The 17,922-nt window shown below is 62.4% G+C and carries 15 protein-coding genes; 2 read left to right on the top strand and 13 right to left on the bottom strand.

Annotation, left to right across the window (positions count from 1 at the left end; all coding sequences use genetic code 11):
* Positions 1 to 4 precede the first annotated feature (4 nt).
* The 4 genes from CO667_RS13195 to cysG are packed head-to-tail and all read right to left on the bottom strand — an operon-like array spanning position 5 to position 3,960.
* Positions 5 to 517, bottom strand: a complete 513-nt coding sequence (locus CO667_RS13195) for a DUF934 domain-containing protein (protein WP_097618809.1) — start codon at positions 515 to 517, stop codon at positions 5 to 7.
* Between the two features lie 10 nt (positions 518 to 527).
* Entirely contained in the window at positions 528 to 2,198 is a 1,671-nt protein-coding gene (locus CO667_RS13200) for a nitrite/sulfite reductase (protein WP_097618810.1), read from the bottom strand.
* A gap of 8 nt (positions 2,199 to 2,206) precedes the next feature.
* Positions 2,207 to 2,521, bottom strand: coding sequence for a DUF2849 domain-containing protein (locus CO667_RS13205; protein ID WP_097618811.1), 315 nt, complete (start codon positions 2,519 to 2,521; stop codon positions 2,207 to 2,209).
* A 2-nt stretch (positions 2,522 to 2,523) separates the two neighbouring features.
* Positions 2,524 to 3,960, bottom strand: a complete 1,437-nt coding sequence (cysG, locus tag CO667_RS13210) for a siroheme synthase CysG (RefSeq protein WP_097619001.1) — start codon at positions 3,958 to 3,960, stop codon at positions 2,524 to 2,526.
* 268 nt (positions 3,961 to 4,228) lie between these two features.
* Here cysG and CO667_RS13215 point away from each other — a divergent pair, with 268 nt between their 5' ends.
* Together CO667_RS13215 and mazG are read left to right on the top strand one after the other, a co-directional pair.
* Positions 4,229 to 4,816, top strand: coding sequence for a nucleoside deaminase (locus CO667_RS13215; protein WP_097618812.1), 588 nt, complete (start codon positions 4,229 to 4,231; stop codon positions 4,814 to 4,816).
* Positions 4,817 to 4,880: 64 nt separating this feature from the next.
* Entirely contained in the window at positions 4,881 to 5,723 is an 843-nt protein-coding gene (mazG, locus tag CO667_RS13220; protein ID WP_097618813.1) for a nucleoside triphosphate pyrophosphohydrolase, read from the top strand.
* A gap of 389 nt (positions 5,724 to 6,112) precedes the next feature.
* Here mazG and hflX read toward each other — a convergent pair whose 3' ends face one another.
* From hflX to dusB, 9 genes are all read right to left on the bottom strand, one after another.
* Positions 6,113 to 7,438: a GTPase HflX gene (gene hflX, locus CO667_RS13225; protein WP_097618814.1), complete on the bottom strand. Its 1,326-nt coding sequence runs from the start codon at positions 7,436 to 7,438 to the stop codon at positions 6,113 to 6,115.
* Positions 7,439 to 7,515: 77 nt separating this feature from the next.
* Positions 7,516 to 7,758, bottom strand: coding sequence for an RNA chaperone Hfq (gene hfq / locus CO667_RS13230; protein ID WP_003539403.1), 243 nt, complete (start codon positions 7,756 to 7,758; stop codon positions 7,516 to 7,518).
* A 112-nt stretch (positions 7,759 to 7,870) separates the two neighbouring features.
* Entirely contained in the window at positions 7,871 to 8,734 is an 864-nt protein-coding gene (locus CO667_RS13235) for a D-amino-acid transaminase (protein WP_097618815.1), read from the bottom strand.
* Between the two features lie 64 nt (positions 8,735 to 8,798).
* Entirely contained in the window at positions 8,799 to 10,163 is a 1,365-nt protein-coding gene (locus tag CO667_RS13240; protein ID WP_064838387.1) for a sigma-54 dependent transcriptional regulator, read from the bottom strand.
* Entirely contained in the window at positions 10,153 to 12,423 is a 2,271-nt protein-coding gene (locus tag CO667_RS13245; RefSeq protein WP_097618816.1) for a PAS domain-containing sensor histidine kinase, read from the bottom strand. Before CO667_RS13245 ends, CO667_RS13240 begins: the two co-directional genes overlap by 11 nt.
* A gap of 207 nt (positions 12,424 to 12,630) precedes the next feature.
* Positions 12,631 to 13,620, bottom strand: a complete 990-nt coding sequence (locus CO667_RS13250) for an aldo/keto reductase (RefSeq protein ID WP_097618817.1) — start codon at positions 13,618 to 13,620, stop codon at positions 12,631 to 12,633.
* Positions 13,621 to 14,225: 605 nt separating this feature from the next.
* Positions 14,226 to 15,677, bottom strand: coding sequence for a nitrogen regulation protein NR(I) (ntrC, locus tag CO667_RS13255; RefSeq protein ID WP_097618818.1), 1,452 nt, complete (start codon positions 15,675 to 15,677; stop codon positions 14,226 to 14,228).
* Positions 15,674 to 16,828, bottom strand: a complete 1,155-nt coding sequence (locus tag CO667_RS13260) for a nitrogen regulation protein NR(II) (protein WP_097618819.1) — start codon at positions 16,826 to 16,828, stop codon at positions 15,674 to 15,676. The genes ntrC and CO667_RS13260 overlap by 4 nt, the downstream gene beginning before the upstream one ends.
* Complete coding sequence (dusB, locus tag CO667_RS13265) at positions 16,825 to 17,841, bottom strand: tRNA dihydrouridine synthase DusB (protein WP_097618820.1); 1,017 nt, start codon at positions 17,839 to 17,841, stop codon at positions 16,825 to 16,827. The genes CO667_RS13260 and dusB overlap by 4 nt, the downstream gene beginning before the upstream one ends.
* Positions 17,842 to 17,922: the final 81 nt, after the last annotated feature.

Consider the following 17,922-nt stretch of genomic DNA (forward strand, 5'->3'; position numbering starts at 1 on the left):
CCGCTTATGCGGCCGGCTTCGCCTGACGGCGCCAACTATAGCCCTTGCCAGCGTCGGCGTCACGCACCGCCGGCTGATAATGATGGGGAATGGCGGGAAGACGGTTTTCGGAAAGCCGCTTCAGTGCCGTGGCGTTGCTGACGGAAAAGCTGTCGATGCCGACACGCAGCATCAGCGGCACCTGATCGATCAGCACGTCGCCGACGGCGCGCAGCTCGTTGCTATAGCCCAGGCGCTGGCGCAGCAGCGAGGCATGACTGAAGGCGCGGCCGTCGTTGAAGGCCGGAAAGGCGACGGCAACGATTGCCAGGCGATCGAGATAGGGCTCCAGCCGGCGCACATCGTCGGCCGGCTTGATCAGCACGCCGAGGCCGACATCGTTGCTTTCGTCGGCCTTGGCGATCAGTTCGTCGAGACCGAGCAGCGGCTTCTGCTCCTCGGTCGCCTTCACCTCGTCGGTTTCGATCACCCAGGGATCGTTTTCGACAAAACCGGTTTCTCTCCAGATCTTGGTCATCATCCCCTCCTTATGCCGCTTCGGCGGCCGAGCCGTAGAGCGCAGTCTTGAACGGCTGCGGTCCGACGCGGCGATAGGCGGCGAGGAAGTTCTCGGAATGATCGAGGCGCAGGCCGAGATAGGTGTCGACGATCGTCTCGATCGCGTCTGTCACCCGGTCCGGCTCGAAGCCGCGACCGATGATTTCGCCGATAGACGTATGTTCGTCGCCGGAGCCGCCGAGCGTGATCTGGTAGAGTTCGGCGCCTTTCTTCTCGACACCGAGCAGGCCGATATGGCCGACATGGTGATGGCCGCAGGCATTGATGCAGCCGGAGATCTTGATCTTCAGCTCACCGATCTCTGCCTGACGTTCGGCATTGCCGAAGCGGCGGGAAATTTCCTGCGCCAGCGGGATGGAGCGCGCATTGGCGAGTGCGCAGTAGTCCAACCCCGGACAGGCAATGATATCGGTGATCAGGCCGGCATTCGCTTCCGCCAGATTGATGGCGACGAGGCCGCGATAGACGGCTTCGAGATCGGCAAGCGGCACATGCGGCAGAATGAGGTTCTGCTCATGACTGACGCGGATCTCGTCGAAGGCATACTCCTCGGCAAGATCGGCGATCGCATCCATCTGCGCATCCGAGGCGTCGCCCGGAATACCGCCGATCGGCTTCAGCGAGATCGTCACCATGCCGTAATCGGGGTTCTTGTGTGGCTGCACGTTCTGCTGGACCCAGCGGGCGAAACCGGAATCGGCCTTCTTCCAGCGGGCAAGGTTTTCCCAGCCTTCGGCGCGCTCGGGCAGCTCAGGCGGCGCGAAATAGGCAGCGATCGACTGGACGTCCTTTTCCGGCAGCTTGAGCTCGGTATCCTTCAGCGCGGCGAATTCAGCTTCCACCTGGCGCGTCAGCTCCTCGGTGCCGGTTTCGTGCACCAGGATCTTGATGCGGGCTTTGTACTTGTTGTCGCGGCGGCCGTGCAGATTGTACACGCGCACGATTGCCGTGGTGTAGGAGAGCAGGTCTTCCTCGGGCAGGAAGTCGCGGATCAGCTTGGCGATCATCGGCGTACGGCCCTGGCCGCCGCCAACATAGACGGCAAAGCCGATCTTGCCCTTCTCGTTCGTCTTCACGTGCAGGCCGATATCATGCACCTGGATTGCGGCGCGGTCGCGCTCGGCACCGGTGACGGCGATCTTGAACTTGCGCGGCAGGAAGGAGAATTCCGGATGCACCGACGACCACTGGCGCAGGATTTCGGCGTAGGGTCTGGGATCAGCGACCTCATCGGCGGCGGCACCGGCGAAATGATCGGCGGTGACGTTTCTGATGCAGTTGCCCGAGGTCTGCAGCGCATGCATCTCGACGCTTGCGAGGTCGGCCAGCGCATCAGGAATGTCCGACAGCTTCGGCCAGTTGAACTGCAGGTTCTGGCGCGTGGTGAAGTGGCCATAGCCGCGGTCATAGGTGCGGGCGATATGGGCGAGCATGCGCAGCTGGCGCGCGCTCAGCGTGCCATAGGGAATGGCGATGCGCAGCATATAGGCATGGAGCTGCAGGTAGACGCCGTTCATCAGGCGCAGCGGCTTGAACGCATCCTCGGCCAGCTCGCCGGCAAGGCGGCGCTGGACCTGATCGCGAAACTGCTCGACGCGCTCGGTAACAAAGGCATGGTCAAATTCGTCGTAACGGTACATCGTCTTCCTCAGACTGCAATGAATTCGGGATCGGCAGGAGCGTAGCCCGGGGCATATTCCATGGTCGGGCCCTGCGCACGGATGCGCTCGCGAAGGCGAAGCGGCCAGAGAACACCGTCGGTTTCCTGAACGTCGACGACGGCGACGTCAACCACCTCGTTGTCGGCGTATGATTTCTTGCCGATCGCCTCCAGCGCTTCAACCGCTTCGTTGTGACGGGCGACAAGCGCCTCCTGCAGCGAGGTGGACCACTTCCCGTTCGCATCCAACCAGACGGCAATGCCATCCGTCAGCCGGTTGGCCGTCAGAACCTTGTCTACCATGTTCAGCTCCTTGCAAGTTCCTCGAGCCGGGCGTTCGCACGTACCAGCGGCTCGGACAGTTCGAAATTGGCGCCGGCGACCGCATCGCCGATAATGACCATGACCGGCCCTGATAATTCGTCGCGGTGCTGCAGATCGGGCAGATCGGCGAGCGTGCCATGCAGCAGGCGGCGCTCGGCGCGGCTGGCATTTTCGATGACGGCGACCGTGGTTTCGGCGGGGATGCCCGCCTGCATCAGCCGTTCGGCGACGGAGGCGGCAACCGTGCGGCCCATATAGACGGCGATCGTCGCGCCTGAGACGGCAAGGCTTGCCCAGTCGGGCAGCACGTCGCCGGTGAGATCATGGCCTGTCGTGAAGACCAGCGAGGAGGCAACGCCACGCAACGTCAGCGGCAGCTCGAAATCGGCAGCCGCGGCGAAAGCCGAGGTGATGCCGGGCACGACCTCATAGGTGATGCCGGCGGCGCGCAAAGCGGCCATTTCTTCGCCCGCCCGGCCATAGACCAAGGGATCGCCTGACTTCAGGCGGACGACGCGCTTGCCCTGGCGGCCGAGATCGACCAGCAGGTCGTTGATCTCTTCCTGCGACTTCGAATGACAGCCCTTACGCTTGCCGACCGAAAGCCGCTCGGCGTCGCGGCGGCCCATATCGACGATCGCCTGCGGCACGAGCGCGTCATAGACGATGACGTCGGCTTCCATCATCACGCGCTGGGCGCGCAACGTCAGCAGATCCTCGGCACCCGGACCGGCGCCGACCAGCCAGACGTGGCCGGCGACCTTATCCATCGCGCCCAACAGCCGGTCGGCGGCGTGGCAGGCCTGCGGCAGGTTGCCATTGGCGACGGCATCGGCAACAGCGCCGGAGAAGAAGCGGCGCCAGAAGACGCGGCGGGAGACGCCACGCGGAATAATTTGCTCAACGGCCTTGCGATAGCTCGTCGCCAGCACGGCAAGGCGACCGAGCGAAGGCGAAAGCAGCTGGTCGATCTGCGCACGGATCATCTGCGCCAGAACCGGCCCGGCCCCTTCGGTGCCGATCGCAACGGCGACAGGGGCGCGATTGACCAGCGCCGGTGTGAAGAAATCGCAGTAGTCGGGCTGATCGACCGCATTGGCCGGAATTCTGGCGGCACGCGCAGCGTCGACGATGCTGCGGTCATCAGCTTCATTGCCGGTTGCGGCGAAGACGAGCGCTGAACCCTCGACCTGTTCGGCGGAGAAGGCAGCGCGCACGGTCTCGATACGGTTGGCGATCAGGAAAGCGTGGTAATCGGCTTCCGGCCGGTCGGCATAGGCGACAATCCGCGCCTTTGTGTTCAGCAGCAGCCGCACCTTGGCGAAAGCTTCGTCGCCATTGCCGAAGACAGCCGTCTTCTGTCCTTCCACGCGAAAGAAGGCGGGAAATACCGAAAGCTGTTCAGTCTTGGGAGGCATCATCAATCCACTTCGAAGTTGCCGGAATATGCCCTTGATCGACAAGGGATTGAAGGAACAGAAATTCGAAAGCCCAAGCAAGCAGGTATTCTTTTGCTCGTGCCGTCAGTGATTTGAGAAAAGTCACCCGTGCTGCCAAAAAGCCGCATATTCTCAGCCCGCTTGCTGCAGTGCAGTATAAAGCCTGTGACAAAAGACGTCCACCGGTGCTTCACGCATTTCACTCGCGCCGCCAAGGCGATAGACTGAGGAAAACTGGAGGGCCCTCATGCCTGATAAGACCATTGCCTCCCGCCTGCTTTCGGTCATGGAAGACGATATCCTGCCGCTGACCGAGCGTGGCGTTTCGCTTGGCAATAAGGTGTTCGGTGCGGCGATCTTAAGGAAATCCGATCTTTCGCTTGTCGTCGCCGAAACCAATAACGAGCTGGAGAATCCGCTCTGGCACGGCGAGGTGCATACGCTGAAGCGCTTCTATGAGCTTGGCGAGAAGCCGCCGACCAAGGATCTGATCTTCCTGTCGACGCACGAGCCCTGCACCATGTGCATGTCGGCGATCACCTGGGCGGGCTTCGACAATTTCTACTATTTTTTCAGCCACGAGGATTCGCGCGACGCCTTCGCCATTCCACACGATTTGAAGATTCTCAAGGAGGTCTTCGGGCTTGAACCCGGCGGCTACCGCAGGCAAAACGCCTTCTGGAACAGCTTTGCCATCGCCGATCTCGTCGAGACCGAAGAGGCTCCGCTGAAGACCGCGCTAAAGACGCAGACCGCCCGCATCAAGGCGCGCTACGACGCGCTGTCGATCAGCTACCAGTCGTCGAAGAGCGCCAACGACATTCCACTGAACTGAGGGCCACTGAACTGAGGGTCACTGAACTGGGCCTCTGAACTGAAGCCTGCTGAACCGAGGCAACATGCAACCTTCCAAAGACATTTCACGGCTGATCGAGATCATGGCGGCGCTGCGCCATCCCGAAACCGGCTGCCCCTGGGACATCGAGCAGAATTTCGAGACGATCAAGCCCTACACGATCGAGGAGGCCTATGAGGTCTCAGACGCGATCGAGCGCGGTGATATGGACGATCTCTGCGACGAGCTGGGCGACCTCTTGCTGCAAGTGGTCTTTCACGCGCGCATGGCCGAGGAGGCCGGCGAATTTTCCTTCGGCGACGTGGTCAACGCCATCACCACCAAGATGATCCGCCGCCACCCGCACGTCTTTGCCCGCTCGGAGGCGGATACGCCCGACGCGGTGAAGATACAGTGGGACGAGATCAAGCAGGCGGAGAAACGTGAGCGCGCCGAGCGGCGGGCAAGGCGCGGCATCACCGAGGATTTCAAGGGCGGGTTCCTCGGTTCCGTGCAGCGCAGCTTCCCGGCTCTGACCGAAGCGCTGAAGCTGCAGGAACGCGCCGCCAAGGTCGGCTTCGACTGGTCGGCCCCCGAACCGATCCTCGACAAGATCGAGGAGGAGATCGGCGAATTGCGGGCCGCACTTCGCGAAGGCGATCGGGCGAAGGTCAGCGACGAACTCGGCGATTTGATCTTCGCGGTCGTCAATATCGGCCGGCATGTGAAGGCGGATCCGGAGCAGGCAGTGCGCGGAACGAATACTAAATTCCGACGTCGATTCAGTCATATAGAGAATGTTCTTGAAGCGGAAGGTGAGACGCTGGAAGACGCGACGCTGGAGCGGATGGAAGAGATCTGGCAGGCGGCCAAGGCGATCGAGCGGGCTGTGGTTGGGGCTGAATGATGTTTCGGTCGTCCCTTGAAGGAAAGGCGCGCAACTGCCTGCTTTTGATAGGAATCATTCACCGCGCGGACGCGCGGTGGCTGGATTCCTGTGACAGGCACAGGAATGAGGGTGGGAGATGTGGCCTTCCGCCAACTGCCGCCGAACTGGCTGTGCACTCTAATTCGCTACGCTCTATGAAACGTCAGTACATCGCTTAAGTGCTGGGTGTCTCAGCGGGAAATTTTGGCGAAGGCGCCAACCCCATCCACCCTCATTCCTGTGCTTGTCACAGGAATCCAGCGTGTCCAAGTCCTTGGGCGCGAAAGACTCTTTCCTCTCGGCGTATCAAATTATTGACGGCGCGGACCTGTGACAAGCAGCCATAAGCAAGAGCAAAAAGCCCCCGCTCACCGCTCCCAATCTTCCCTAGCAGACTTCGGCCCGTTGCCGATGCGCCGTTCGAGTTCGGTCGCCTCGGTCTCCGACAGGCGCAGATCAAGCGTGATCGAGCCGTCTTCATTGTCCTCGCGGGCGTCGACGATCGCATGATCGTAGAGCCAGGGCAGCAACGCCAGCTTGTCGACGGGAAGGCGGATCGTTGCTTCGGTCATCACGCCTGACAGGCGGCGGCTGATCTCGTCCATCAGCGTATCGACGCCCTCGCCGCTGACGGCGGACACCGCCACCACGTTGCTGGCGCCTGATGATTTTTGCACCATGGTGTCGTGCACCTCGGGCTCCAGCCGGTCGATCTTGTTCCAGACCTCGATCAGACGCTTGGCGGATTCGGCCTCGTCGATGCCGAGATCGTTCAGGATGCGCATCACGTCGGAGCTCTGCGCCTGGTTGTCGGCATCGGACATGTCGCGGACATGCAGGATGAGATCGGCTTCCAGCACCTCTTCCAGCGTTGCCCGGAAGGCGGCGACGAGATGGGTCGGCAGGTCGGAGATGAAGCCGACGGTGTCGGACAGGATGACGGTGCGACCGTGCGGCAGTTTCATGCGCCGCAGCGTCGGGTCGAGCGTGGCGAAGAGCATGTCTTCGGCCAGCACGCCGGCGCCGGTGATGCGGTTGAACAGCGTCGACTTGCCGGCATTGGTATAACCGACGAGCGCCACGATCGGGTGCGGCACCTTGCGGCGCTTGGCGCGGTGGAGCTGGCGGGTGCGCACGACCTGCTCCAGCTCGCGTTCGAGCTTGATGATGCGGTCCTGCAGCATCCGCCGGTCGGCTTCGATCTGGGTTTCGCCGGGGCCGCCCATGAAGCCGCCGCCGCCGCGCTGGCGTTCAAGGTGGGTCCAGCTGCGGACCAGACGGCCCTTCTGGTAATTCAGGTGAGCGAGATCGACCTGCAGCGTGCCTTCCTTGGTGGAGGCGCGACGACCGAAGATTTCGAGGATCAGGCCCGTCCGGTCGATGACCTTGGCGTTCCATTCCTTTTCGAGATTGCGCTGCTGCACCGGCGTCAGCGGATGATCGACGATGACGAGACCGGAATCGCGCTCATCGAGCAGCGCCTTGATCTCCTCGATCTTGCCGGTGCCGAGCAGGGTCGCCGGTCTGGGATCATTGACCGGCACGACCTGGCCGTTGACGACATCGAGTTCGATCGCCTGAGCAAGGCCCGTCGCCTCCTCGAGCCGGCTTTCCGGCGTGCGGGTCGAGGCCGATTCGGTCTGGCCGCCGCGACTGCGCGACTTCAGAACCGGCACGATGACCGTCGCGCGCATGTCGTCCCTGTGCTTGGCGGCCTCAGGGATGATCGAATCGTTCTTGGTATCGCGTGTCGAAATGACGGCTGATCCTGTTAGGACGCTGCTTCTTCGCTCTCGAACATCTGCATGGGCTGGCCCGGCATGATCGTCGAGATCGCATGTTTATACACGAGCTGCGAATGGCCGTCACGGCGAAGAAGAACACAGAAATTGTCAAAAGACGTAACAACGCCCGTGAGTTTCACGCCGTTGATCAAAAAGATTGTCAGGGAAATCTTTTGCTTGCGAACAGTATTGAGAAATAAGTCCTGCAGATTCTGAGAACGTTCCGCCATCGCGCCGCTTCTTTCTTTATTGCCGACCCAATCTGGCCGGTAGAATATCAATCAACCTCACCATGCGAAGACCGGTGGCACCCTCATTCCACCTGTCCAGCAAATCTTGGTATCAAATCGCAATCTTTTCCGCAACGTCGAAAAAGGCCTCGCGGACTTTCTGCGAGAGGCTGCCGGGATGACCGTTGGCAATGGTCTGGCCATCGACGGAAACGACCGGAAAACAAATGCTTGTGGCTGCAGTGAGGAAGACTTCGCGGGCTGCGAGCATCTCGGAAACGGAGAAGTTCCGCTCGGCGATCGGCAATCCGAGCTTGGCTGCGACATCGATCAAGGTGGTGCGGGTTATGCCGCGCAGGATGCCGTGTTCGGCCGGCCGCGTCACCAGCATTCCCTCGGAATCGACGATCCAGACATTGGTCGCCGCCCCTTCCTTCACCATGCCGTCACCGTCGACATAGATCGCCTCCTGGGCGCCGGCCTCCTTGGCCTGTTGGCGGGCCATGGCATTCGGCAGCAGGCCGACGGATTTGATATCGACGCGGTCCCAGCGGTTGTCGGTCACGGTGATTGCCTTGATGCCATTGGCATTCTTGGCGGCGATGATTTTGGGATCGGTGCTCTTGGCGGTGATGACAAGCGAAGGCGGCGTGCCCTCGGCCGGGAAGACGTGATCGCGCCGCGCGACGCCGCGCGTGACCTGCATATAGAAAAGCCCGTTGCGGACATGGTTGCGGCGTAGCGTCTCGCGAATGACCTGGGTCAGCGCCGCCCGGCCCATCGGCCAGGCGATGCCGAGCTCACCGAGCGAACGGTCGAGACGGTTCAGATGACGGGTGAGATCGACGATATAGCCATGGCGCACCTCGCAGACCTCATAAACGCCGTCGGCAAATTGATAGCCGCGATCCTCGATATGCACGCTGGCATCGGAATGCTTGACGTAGCGGCCATTCACATAGGCAATTCTCGGCATGGGAAACCTGGTCTTCCGGGAAGCAATAGGAGACGCGGCGCGACATCCGCCGCGCCGGAAAGGATCAGACGCCGAGCGACTTCAGCTTGCGGTGCAGCGCCGAGCGCTCCATGCCGACGAATTCCGCGGTGCGCGAGATATTGCCGCCGAAGCGGTTGATCTGGGCGATCAGATAGTCCTTCTCGAACATCTCGCGGGCTTCGCGCAGCGGCAGCGTCATGATGTGATAATCGTTCTTGGCGGAAACCTTCGGCAGCATGTCGCCGAGATCGGTCGGCAGCATGTCGGCGGTGATCGGCGCATCCGGCCCGTCGGTGCGGGCAAGGATCATCAGCCGCTCGATATTGTTGCGCAGCTGTCGGATATTGCCCGGCCAATCATGCGCCTGCAGCACGGCCATGGCGTCGTCGCCGATGCGGCGCGGACGGATGCCGGCCTGCTCGGATATCTGGCGCATCAGCTGGTCGACGAGGAAGGGAATGTCTTCGCGCCGCTCGGCAAGTGCCGGCACCCGCACCGGCACGACGGCGAGGCGATGATAGAGATCCTCGCGGAACCAGCCCTCGGTGATGCGGCTCTCGAGATTATAGGCGGTCGAGGAGATGATACGGACATCGACCTTGACACGCTTGGAGCCGCCGACGCGCTCGAACTGCTGATCGACCAGCACGCGCAGGATCTTGTTCTGCGTCTCGCGCGGCATCTCGCCGACTTCGTCAAGATAGAGGATGCCGCGATGGGCTTCCTCGAGCGCGCCGATCTTGCGCGCCTGACCGGGCGTACCCTCGGTGCCGAACAGCGCCACCTCCATCCGATCGGGCGTGATATTGGCAGCATTGATCGCCACGAAGGGGCCGTTGGCGCGGGCCGACTTCTTGTGGATCATCCGTGCCACCAGCTCCTTGCCGGAGCCGGATGCGCCGAGGATCATGATGCGGCTGTTGGTCGGCGAGACCTTCTCGATCGTCTGACGCAGCTGCGAAACGGCGACCGAGGTGCCGATGAGCTCCAGCGCGTCGCCGGTGCGGCGCTTCAGCTCGGAGACCTCGCGCTTCAGCTTGGAATTTTCCAGCGCCCGCTCGGCGATCAGGATCAGCCGGTCGGCCTTGAAAGGCTTCTCGATGAAATCGAAGGCGCCGCGCTTGATCGCCGAGACGGCGGTCTCGATGTTACCATGGCCTGATATCATCACCACGGGCAGATCCGGATGGCGGGTCCTGATCTCATCGAGCAGCGACAGACCATCGAGCTTGCTGCCCTGCATCCAGATATCGAGGAAGATCAGCCGCGGCACGCGGTCGGATATCGCCGCCAGCGCACTGTCGCTGTCGTGGGCCGTGCGCGTTTCGTGTCCCTCATCCGAGAGAATGCCGGAAACGATCTCGCGAATATCGTGCTCGTCGTCGACGACGAGAATATCAGAGGCCATAAACGCTTTCCTTGTCATTGGCTGCGGGAGCAGCGGGCGTCGGATCCCGGCGTGGCAGATGCACGCGGATCATGGCCCCTCTTCCCCGGTCAAAATCGGCGGGCGCATCGTGCAGTTCGAGCTGCCCGCCATGTTCCTCGATGATTTTCTTGACGATGGCGAGGCCAAGGCCGGTGCCCTTCTCGCGCATCGTCATATAGGGTTCCAGAATGCTGTGGCGGTTCTCCACCGGCAGGCCGCGGCCATTGTCGATGACATCGACGGTGAACCGGTCGCGGCCGGCATCGAAGGCGGCGCGAACGAGAATCTTGCGTTCGTCCCGTTCGTCGCTCGGAACGGCTTCGATCGCTTCCACGGCATTCTTGATCAGATTTCCGAAAGCCTGGCCGAGCATGCGGCTATCGAACAGGCCCTCCAGCGGCTGCTCGCCGAAATCCTGCGCAAAGCTGACATGATGATTGCCCATTTCGCGCAGGAAGATCGCGTCGCGCAGGATATCGCGCAGGTCGCTCGGCTCCTTGGTCGGCTTCGGCATGCGGGCGAAGGCGGAGAATTCGTCGACCATGCGGCCGATATCGCCGACCTGGCGGATGATCGTATCGGTGCATTGGTCGAAGACGGTCCGGTCGTTCGGATCGATCTGCTTGCCGTAACGCCGCTGGATGCGCTCGGCGGAAAGCTGGATCGGGGTCAGCGGGTTCTTGATCTCGTGGGCGATGCGTCTGGCCACGTCGCCCCAGGCGGTCGAGCGCTGGGCGATGACGAGGTCGGTGATGTCGTCGAGCGTGATCACGTAGGATTCGCTCATATCGCGCACTTCCTCGCGGGTGACCTGCACGCTCAGCGTCCTCACGGTACCGCCACGCACCAGTGCGATCTGCTTGCGGAAATCGCCGCGATGACGCGACGCCGCCTCGGTCAGCACGTGATCGACCTCAGGCGCGATGTCGGCCAGCTGCTTGCCGAGCATCTCGTCGGCCGACAGCGACATCAGCGTTTCGGCCGAACTGTTGACGATGGCGATGCGGCGATCCTGCTCGACGCCGATGACGGCGGCAGTGACGCCCGACAGCACCGCCTCGATGAAGCGGCGGCGGTCGTCGACCTCATCCTTGGCTTCGAGGATCTCGTCGCGCTGGGTGCGGATTTCCGAGATCATCTTGTTGAAAGTGCGCGACAGATTGGCCACGTCGCCGTCGACGGCATGCACCGGCACGACGATATCCATATTGCCCGATGCGACGCTGTCGGCCGCGGTGATCAGCAGGCGGATCGGCCGAACGATGCGGTCGGCAACGGCGATCGCCGTCCAGATCGCCGCGAGCAGCACGATCAGCGCGAAGCCGATGTAGAGCACGGCGAAGGCGACCTGCAGCGAGAAGCGGTTGGCCTCCATCGAGCGGTATTCGGTGGCGTTCTCCTCCATCATCCGCATGGCGCCCATGACCTTGGGATCGACGGCGCGCACCGTATAGAGGAAGGTGCCCTGGATGGCGTCGAGCTTGATGATCGCGCCGACGAGGTTGGTAACACCGGGCGGGATCAGCGTCGGCTGGCCGGCAGCGGCCTTTTCCAGCGCGTCCTGCGGGATCGCCGGCAACGGTTTTTCGGTGGCGATATCAGCTTGGACGATCACCGAGCCGTCGCGCTCGACGAGGAAGGAGCCGAGCAGGCCGCGGCCCCTCGCCTGGCGTGTCATCAGGTCGGCGAAACCCGTCCGGTCGAGGCTGTAGAGCGCCCGGTTGCGCTCCAGGTCGTTGGCCATGGAGACCGTCTGCCCCTGGAGATAGCTGGCATTCTCCATCATGTAGGCCTGGCCGATATTGCGCGACGAGCTGACAATCGACTGGGTGCGCAGCGCAAACCAGCGGTCGAGACCGGCATTCAAAGTGATGCTGGCGAAGATGGCAACGAGGATCGCCGGGGTGATCGCGACGATCGAGAACAGCACGACGATGCGGATATGCAGGCGCGCGGCCGCACGGCCGCGGGTACGGGCCTTGAGCAGCCTTGCCACCTCGCGGCCGATCAGCGCCAGCAGCGTCAGGACAAAGAAGGAATTGACGATCACCGAGGTGATGACGACATGCGAACTCGGCGTGATCGGGGTGAGACCGAGCAGCACGAAAAGCGTCACTGTGGCGCAGAGAAGCGCGCCGCCGGCAAGCACCAGGCCGGGCACGGCGAAAAGGGCGCGACGATCGGTCACCGTCGTCACCGCCTCGCCTGCCGCCGCCGGCGATACCCCATCCTGCGTCATTCGGCCTCTCTTCAGACGGCACCCGCCGCCTTCGCCATCCGATCGAAACCAAGCAACCGCCGGCTCAAAAAAGCCAGCGCGCTAACGACTCGATCGGGAGCGAAATACCAAAACCCTTGCGTGACCTTTAAGCAACGCATTGTGGCGAAAATGCAACGCACCCCGTCACATTGTCAAGCCATGCACGCCCTCGGCCCGTCACAGTTTTTAGAAGCGACGCGGTTCTTCCGGCTTGTTTCCAACAATCAGGTCGATCCGGCCCAGCACGTCGGATGTCATTTTGTGCCTGTGCGAGAGAGCCGCGAGATTGTCCTGCAACTGGCTGGCGCGCGACGCGCCGAGAATGACGGTCGAGACGTTCCGATTGGCGAGGCACCACAAAAGCGCGAGATGGGTGATCGACATGCCGATCTCGTCGGCGAGCTTTGCCAGTTCGCCAACTTGTGCGAGCTGGGCGCGGCCGGCATCGCTGGACCATTTTTCCTTCAGCCACTCGTAGCCCGGCAGGTTCATGCGGCTGTCGGCCGGCACACCGTTATTGTATTTACCGGTCAGGACGCCGGAGGCGAGCGGCGACCAGATCGTGGTGCCGAGGCCGATGAGATCGTAGAGTCTGAGATAGTCGGACTCGACCTTCTGGCGTTCGAAGATGTTGTACTGCGGCTGCTCCATGGTCGGCGGCGTGATGCGCAGGTCCCGGGCAACGGCATAGGCTTCCGTCAGTTGCTGCGCCGACCATTCCGACGTCCCCCAATAGAGCACCTTGCCCTGGGCGACGAGATCATGCATCGCCCGGACGGTTTCCTCGACAGGCGTGTCGATGTCGGGACGGTGGCAGAAATAGAGGTCGAGGTAGTCGACCTGAAGCCTTTTGAGCGCCGCGTGGCAGGCATCGGTCACATGCTTGCGCGACAGGCCGCGTTGCGTCGGTTTCTGACCGCCCCAGAAGACCTTGCTGGAGACGACGAAGCTGTCGCGGCTCCAACCAAGCGACTTGAGCGCCTCGCCCATGACGATTTCGGATTTGCCGCTTTCGTAACCTTCGGCATTGTCGAAAAAGTTCACCCCGTTGTCATAGGCGAGCTTCATGAGGTCGACGGCGTCGCCGCCGTTGACCTGCTTGCCGAACGTGACCCATGAGCCGAAGGAGAACTCGCTCACTTGCAGACCCGACTTTCCCAAACGACGATATTCCATCATGCAGCTCCCGATTTTGAACTGGGCCGGCCGATCACCGGCGTCGCGCGATCGATCGACGACCGACTCGCGTAATCTATGGCATGCGCAACGATATGCGAGGCTCAGCCCGCCAAATTGACCGGCATAGAACACGATGTCGCAGTTCCCGTCAGCCCCCGACCGCAAAGAAAAAGGGCGCTCCACGACAACAGTCGGAGCGCCCGTGGCATGCGATCGACGACGTTTGCGGCGGAGGTCGACGGCAGCAACGGCAGAATGATGAGATTCGGAACGGATAGGCAACATGCGATTGGAAGCGACGACGTTATCGCCCGCTGATCAATCGTGTCGTCCACCGGATATCCACAGCTTATCCACAGGCACGGCGACGACGACCGCAGCAACTTCAATGACATTCGCCTGGCGTCAAACCACTCCTCACAAATGCTTATGTGACTGCAGAATGACACCGCAGTTTTGTTTGTCTGCTTGGATACAAACCGTGACTTGGCTCAGATAGGCTCACCTCTCCTCCCGACCGTGGCGGCGGACGCCGGGAGGGGTGGGCGGTGGGCAAACATGAGGGCCCGCCGCCTTCTTTTTATCGCACCCCCCGAGCGAGCTCAGGCGGTGCGGGAGCTTCTGTAGACCGAGACGCCCAGTTCCCTGATCTTCTTGCGCAAGGTGTTGCGGTTGAGACCGAGAAGATCGGCTGCCTTGATCTGGTTGCCGCGCGTTGCCGTCAGGGCAGCCAGGATCAGCGGATATTCCATTTCCGTCAGCACCCGGTCATAGAGGCCGGGCGGCGGCAGGCTTTCGCCGAAGCCCGAGAAGTAGGTGCGCATGTTCTCCTCGACGGCTTGCGCGATCGTCATCGAGCCGCTGCGGATCGGCCCCTTGTCGATCGGGCTGTCGGGTACGTCGGAGCGCAGCTCCGCGTCGATGATCTCGCGGGTGATGACATCCTGCGGATAGAGCGCCATCAGACGGCGGATGAGATTTTCCAGCTCGCGGACGTTGCCCGGCCAGGCATAGGCCTTCATCAATTCCAGCGCTTCCTGATCGAAGCGCTTGGATCCCAAGCCTTCCTTTTCGGCCTGCTGGATGAAATGGCGCACGAGATCGGGAATATCCTCGGCACGGTCGCGCAGCGGCGGCAGGCGCAGCGGCACGACATTGAGGCGGTAATAGAGATCCTCGCGGAACAGGCCCTGGTTGATCGCCTGCTTCAGGTCCTTGTTGGTGGCGGCGACGATGCGCACATCGGTGCGGATCGGCGTGCGGCCGCCGACGGTGGTGTATTCGCCCTGCTGCAGGACACGCAGCAGCCTGGTCTGGGCATCCATCGGCATGTCGCCGATCTCGTCGAGGAACAGCGTGCCGCCTTCGGCCTGCTCGAAGCGGCCGGTCGAGCGGGTCTGCGCGCCGGTGAAGGCGCCCTTCTCGTGACCGAAGAGTTCCGATTCGATCAGGTCGCGCGGGATCGCCGCCATGTTGATCGCAACGAACGGGCCGTTGCGGCGCTTGCCGTAGTCATGCAGGGCGCGGGCGACGAGCTCCTTGCCGGTGCCGGATTCGCCGGTGATCATCAGCGTCAGGTCCGTCTGCATCAGGCGGGCGAGCACACGATAGATTTCCTGCATCGCCGCCGAACGGCCGACCAGCGGCATGCCGTCCTGCACGTCGTCTTCGAGCTTGGCCGGCTTGCGCTTCGGCTCGGCAAGCGCGCGGCCGATGATGCCGATCAATTCGGTGAGGTCGAAGGGTTTCGGCAGGTAATCATAGGCGCCCTTCTCGGAGGCCTTGATGGCGGTCATGAAGGTGTTCTGCGCACTCATGACCAGGACCGGCAGTTCGGGGCGCGCCTTCTTGATGCGCGGCAGCAGGTCGAAGGCGTTCTCGTCGGGCATCACCACATCGGTGACGACCAGATCGCCCTCACCTGCCGAAATCCAGCGCCAGAGGGTAGCGGCGTTGGAAGTGATGCGGACGTCATAACCGGCGCGGCTCAAAGCCTGGTTGAGCACGGTCCGGATGGCCGCATCATCATCTGCAACGAGGATCGTGGCTGTCATCGAGAAGGTCCTGTCGAGCTTGCGGAAGAGGCGTCTTCGAGCGAGGCGTCCTTCGACGCCGGCATGAGAACGCGGAATGTCGTGCGGCTGTTCTGGCTGTCGCATTCGATGATGCCGCCGTGATCGCCGATGATCTTGGCGACCAGCGCCAGGCCGAGGCCGCTGCCGTTCGGCTTTGTGGTGATGAAGGGGTCGAAGAGATGCGGCAGCAGATCGGCGGGAACGCCGGGGCCATTGTCGTGGACGCAGAATTCCAGCGGCAGCGAGATTTTTTCACGGGTGCCGGCGACCGAAAGACGAATGCCGGGGCGATAGGCCGTCGTCAGCATGATCTCGCCATCCGGCCGGTCGCCGACCGCTTCGGCGGCGTTCTTCACCAGATTGAGGAAGACCTGGACGAGCTGGTCGCGATTGGCATAGACCGCCGGCAGCGACGGGTCGTAACTCTCGGTGACACGGATGTTGCGGGCAAAACCCGCCCTGGCGACAGCCTTCACATGATCGAGCACGGAATGGATGTTGACCGGCATGCGGTCGACGGGGCGTTCGTCGGAAAAGACTTCCATGCGATCGACCAGCGAGACGATGCGGTCGGTCTCGTCGCAGATCAGCCGGGTCAGCGCCCGGTCGTCGTCGACCGCCGACTGCTCGAGCAGCTGGGCAGCACCGCGGATGCCGGAGAGCGGGTTCTTGATCTCGTGCGCCAGCATCGAGGCGAGTCCGGTCACCGAGCGGGCGGCGGCGCGATGCGTCAGCTGCCGGTCGATCTTGTCGGCCATCGAGCGTTCCTGGAAGACGATGACGACAGCGCCGGGCTCGCTGAGCACGGGGGCGACGTAGAGATCGACGAGTTTGTCCTGGCCGAGGCGGGGCGAACTCAGGTCGACGCGATATTCGTTGACCGGGGCCTTGCGCTCACGCACCTGGTCGATCAGGGCGAGCAGCGGGCTGCCGAAGGGAATGAAGGTGGAGATGCGGTAACGTGCCAGATGCGAGGCGCTGGCGCCGAAGAAGGCCTCCGCTTCCCAATTGGCGAAAACGACGAAGCCGGATTCGTCGACCATGATGACGGGGTTCTGGATGGCGTTGAGCACGGCCATGGCGACGGTTCCGCCGGCCTGATCGGACGGAGATGTCATATCCTTCATCATGCCGCCTCCCGGCTGTCGACAACAGCTGCCGCCAATGCATCGTAAAGCCGTGCCGCCACCTCGCTGGGATTGCGCGAGGTCATGATCGCAGCCTTTTCGCCGTCGGCGAGATCAGGGGCGAAACGCTGGAGATACCAGCCGAGATGCTTGCGGGCGTGGCGGATCGCCACCGCCTCGCCGTAGAAATCCAGCATCATCGCGTAATGTTCGGCGGCAATATCGGCGATCTCCTGTGATCGCGGCTCGGCGGCACCTGATATGACGCCGGCATGCCATGGCCTGCCCTGGCAGCCCCTGCCGATCATCACGGCGTCGGCGCCGGAACGGCGCAGGATTTCCTGCGCATCTTCTGCTGTCTCGACATCGCCATTGGCAATCAGCGGAATGGAGATCACCTCGCGGACGGCGCGAATCGCGTCCCAATCGGCGCGGCCTTCGTAGAATTGCATGCGGGTGCGCCCATGAATGGTCACCAGCTGAATGCCGGCCGCCTCGGCGCGGCGGGCGATCTCGGGCGCGTTGATCGAATTCTCATCCCAGCCGAGGCGCATCTTCAGCGTCACGGGAATATCGACGGCCTTGACCGTCGCCTCGATGAGGCCGAGCGCGTGATCGGGATCGCGCATCAGCGCCGATCCGGAATAACCGCCGATCACTTTCTTGGCCGGGCAGCCCATATTGATGTCGATGATATCGGCGCCGTGGTCGGCGGCGATCTTCGCCGCTTCCGCCATCCAGTGCGCTTCTCGGCCGGCAAGCTGCACCATATGCGGCCGGAAGCCGGCCGCGCGGAGCCGCGACCAGGATTCGGCCGTGTCGTTGACCAGTTCGCGGCTCGCCACCATTTCGGTGACGACGAGGCCGGCGCCGAAGCGCCAGGCAAGCTCGCGGAAAGGCATGTCCGTGACGCCGGACATCGGCGCCAGCACAACACGGTTCCGCACGGATACGTCTCCGACTCGGAAAGGCGCTGCGAGGTCCTTGGAAATCAAATGATTATCTTTCGGGCACAGTTTAAAGCTGCTTGATTTTTAGCCATTGTTCCCCGACTTGCCAAGAGGGCTCGGATCGGAATCGATATTTTTCGGGCAGAT

The organism is Rhizobium sp. L43, assembly GCF_002531725.1.
Lineage (GTDB): Bacteria > Pseudomonadota > Alphaproteobacteria > Rhizobiales > Rhizobiaceae > Rhizobium.

Coding starts and splice junctions, on each gene's coding strand:
- CO667_RS13250 (WP_097618817.1), bottom strand. CDS start 13,620: ATGGAATATCGTCGTTTGGGAAAGTCGGGTCTGCAAGTGAGCGAGTTC.
- CO667_RS13205 (WP_097618811.1), bottom strand. CDS start 2,521: ATGGTAGACAAGGTTCTGACGGCCAACCGGCTGACGGATGGCATTGCC.
- CO667_RS13195 (WP_097618809.1), bottom strand. CDS start 517: ATGACCAAGATCTGGAGAGAAACCGGTTTTGTCGAAAACGATCCCTGG.
- CO667_RS13215 (WP_097618812.1), top strand. CDS start 4,229: ATGCCTGATAAGACCATTGCCTCCCGCCTGCTTTCGGTCATGGAAGAC.
- CO667_RS13245 (WP_097618816.1), bottom strand. CDS start 12,423: ATGACGCAGGATGGGGTATCGCCGGCGGCGGCAGGCGAGGCGGTGACG.
- mazG (WP_097618813.1), top strand. CDS start 4,881: ATGCAACCTTCCAAAGACATTTCACGGCTGATCGAGATCATGGCGGCG.
- ntrC (WP_097618818.1), bottom strand. CDS start 15,677: ATGACAGCCACGATCCTCGTTGCAGATGATGATGCGGCCATCCGGACC.
- hfq (WP_003539403.1), bottom strand. CDS start 7,758: ATGGCGGAACGTTCTCAGAATCTGCAGGACTTATTTCTCAATACTGTT.
- CO667_RS13235 (WP_097618815.1), bottom strand. CDS start 8,734: ATGCCGAGAATTGCCTATGTGAATGGCCGCTACGTCAAGCATTCCGAT.
- hflX (WP_097618814.1), bottom strand. CDS start 7,438: ATGCGCGCGACGGTCATCGTGCCGGTTCTGAAGTCGCGCAGTCGCGGC.
- CO667_RS13200 (WP_097618810.1), bottom strand. CDS start 2,198: ATGTACCGTTACGACGAATTTGACCATGCCTTTGTTACCGAGCGCGTC.
- cysG (WP_097619001.1), bottom strand. CDS start 3,960: ATGCCTCCCAAGACTGAACAGCTTTCGGTATTTCCCGCCTTCTTTCGC.
- CO667_RS13260 (WP_097618819.1), bottom strand. CDS start 16,828: ATGATGAAGGATATGACATCTCCGTCCGATCAGGCCGGCGGAACCGTC.
- CO667_RS13240 (WP_064838387.1), bottom strand. CDS start 10,163: ATGGCCTCTGATATTCTCGTCGTCGACGACGAGCACGATATTCGCGAG.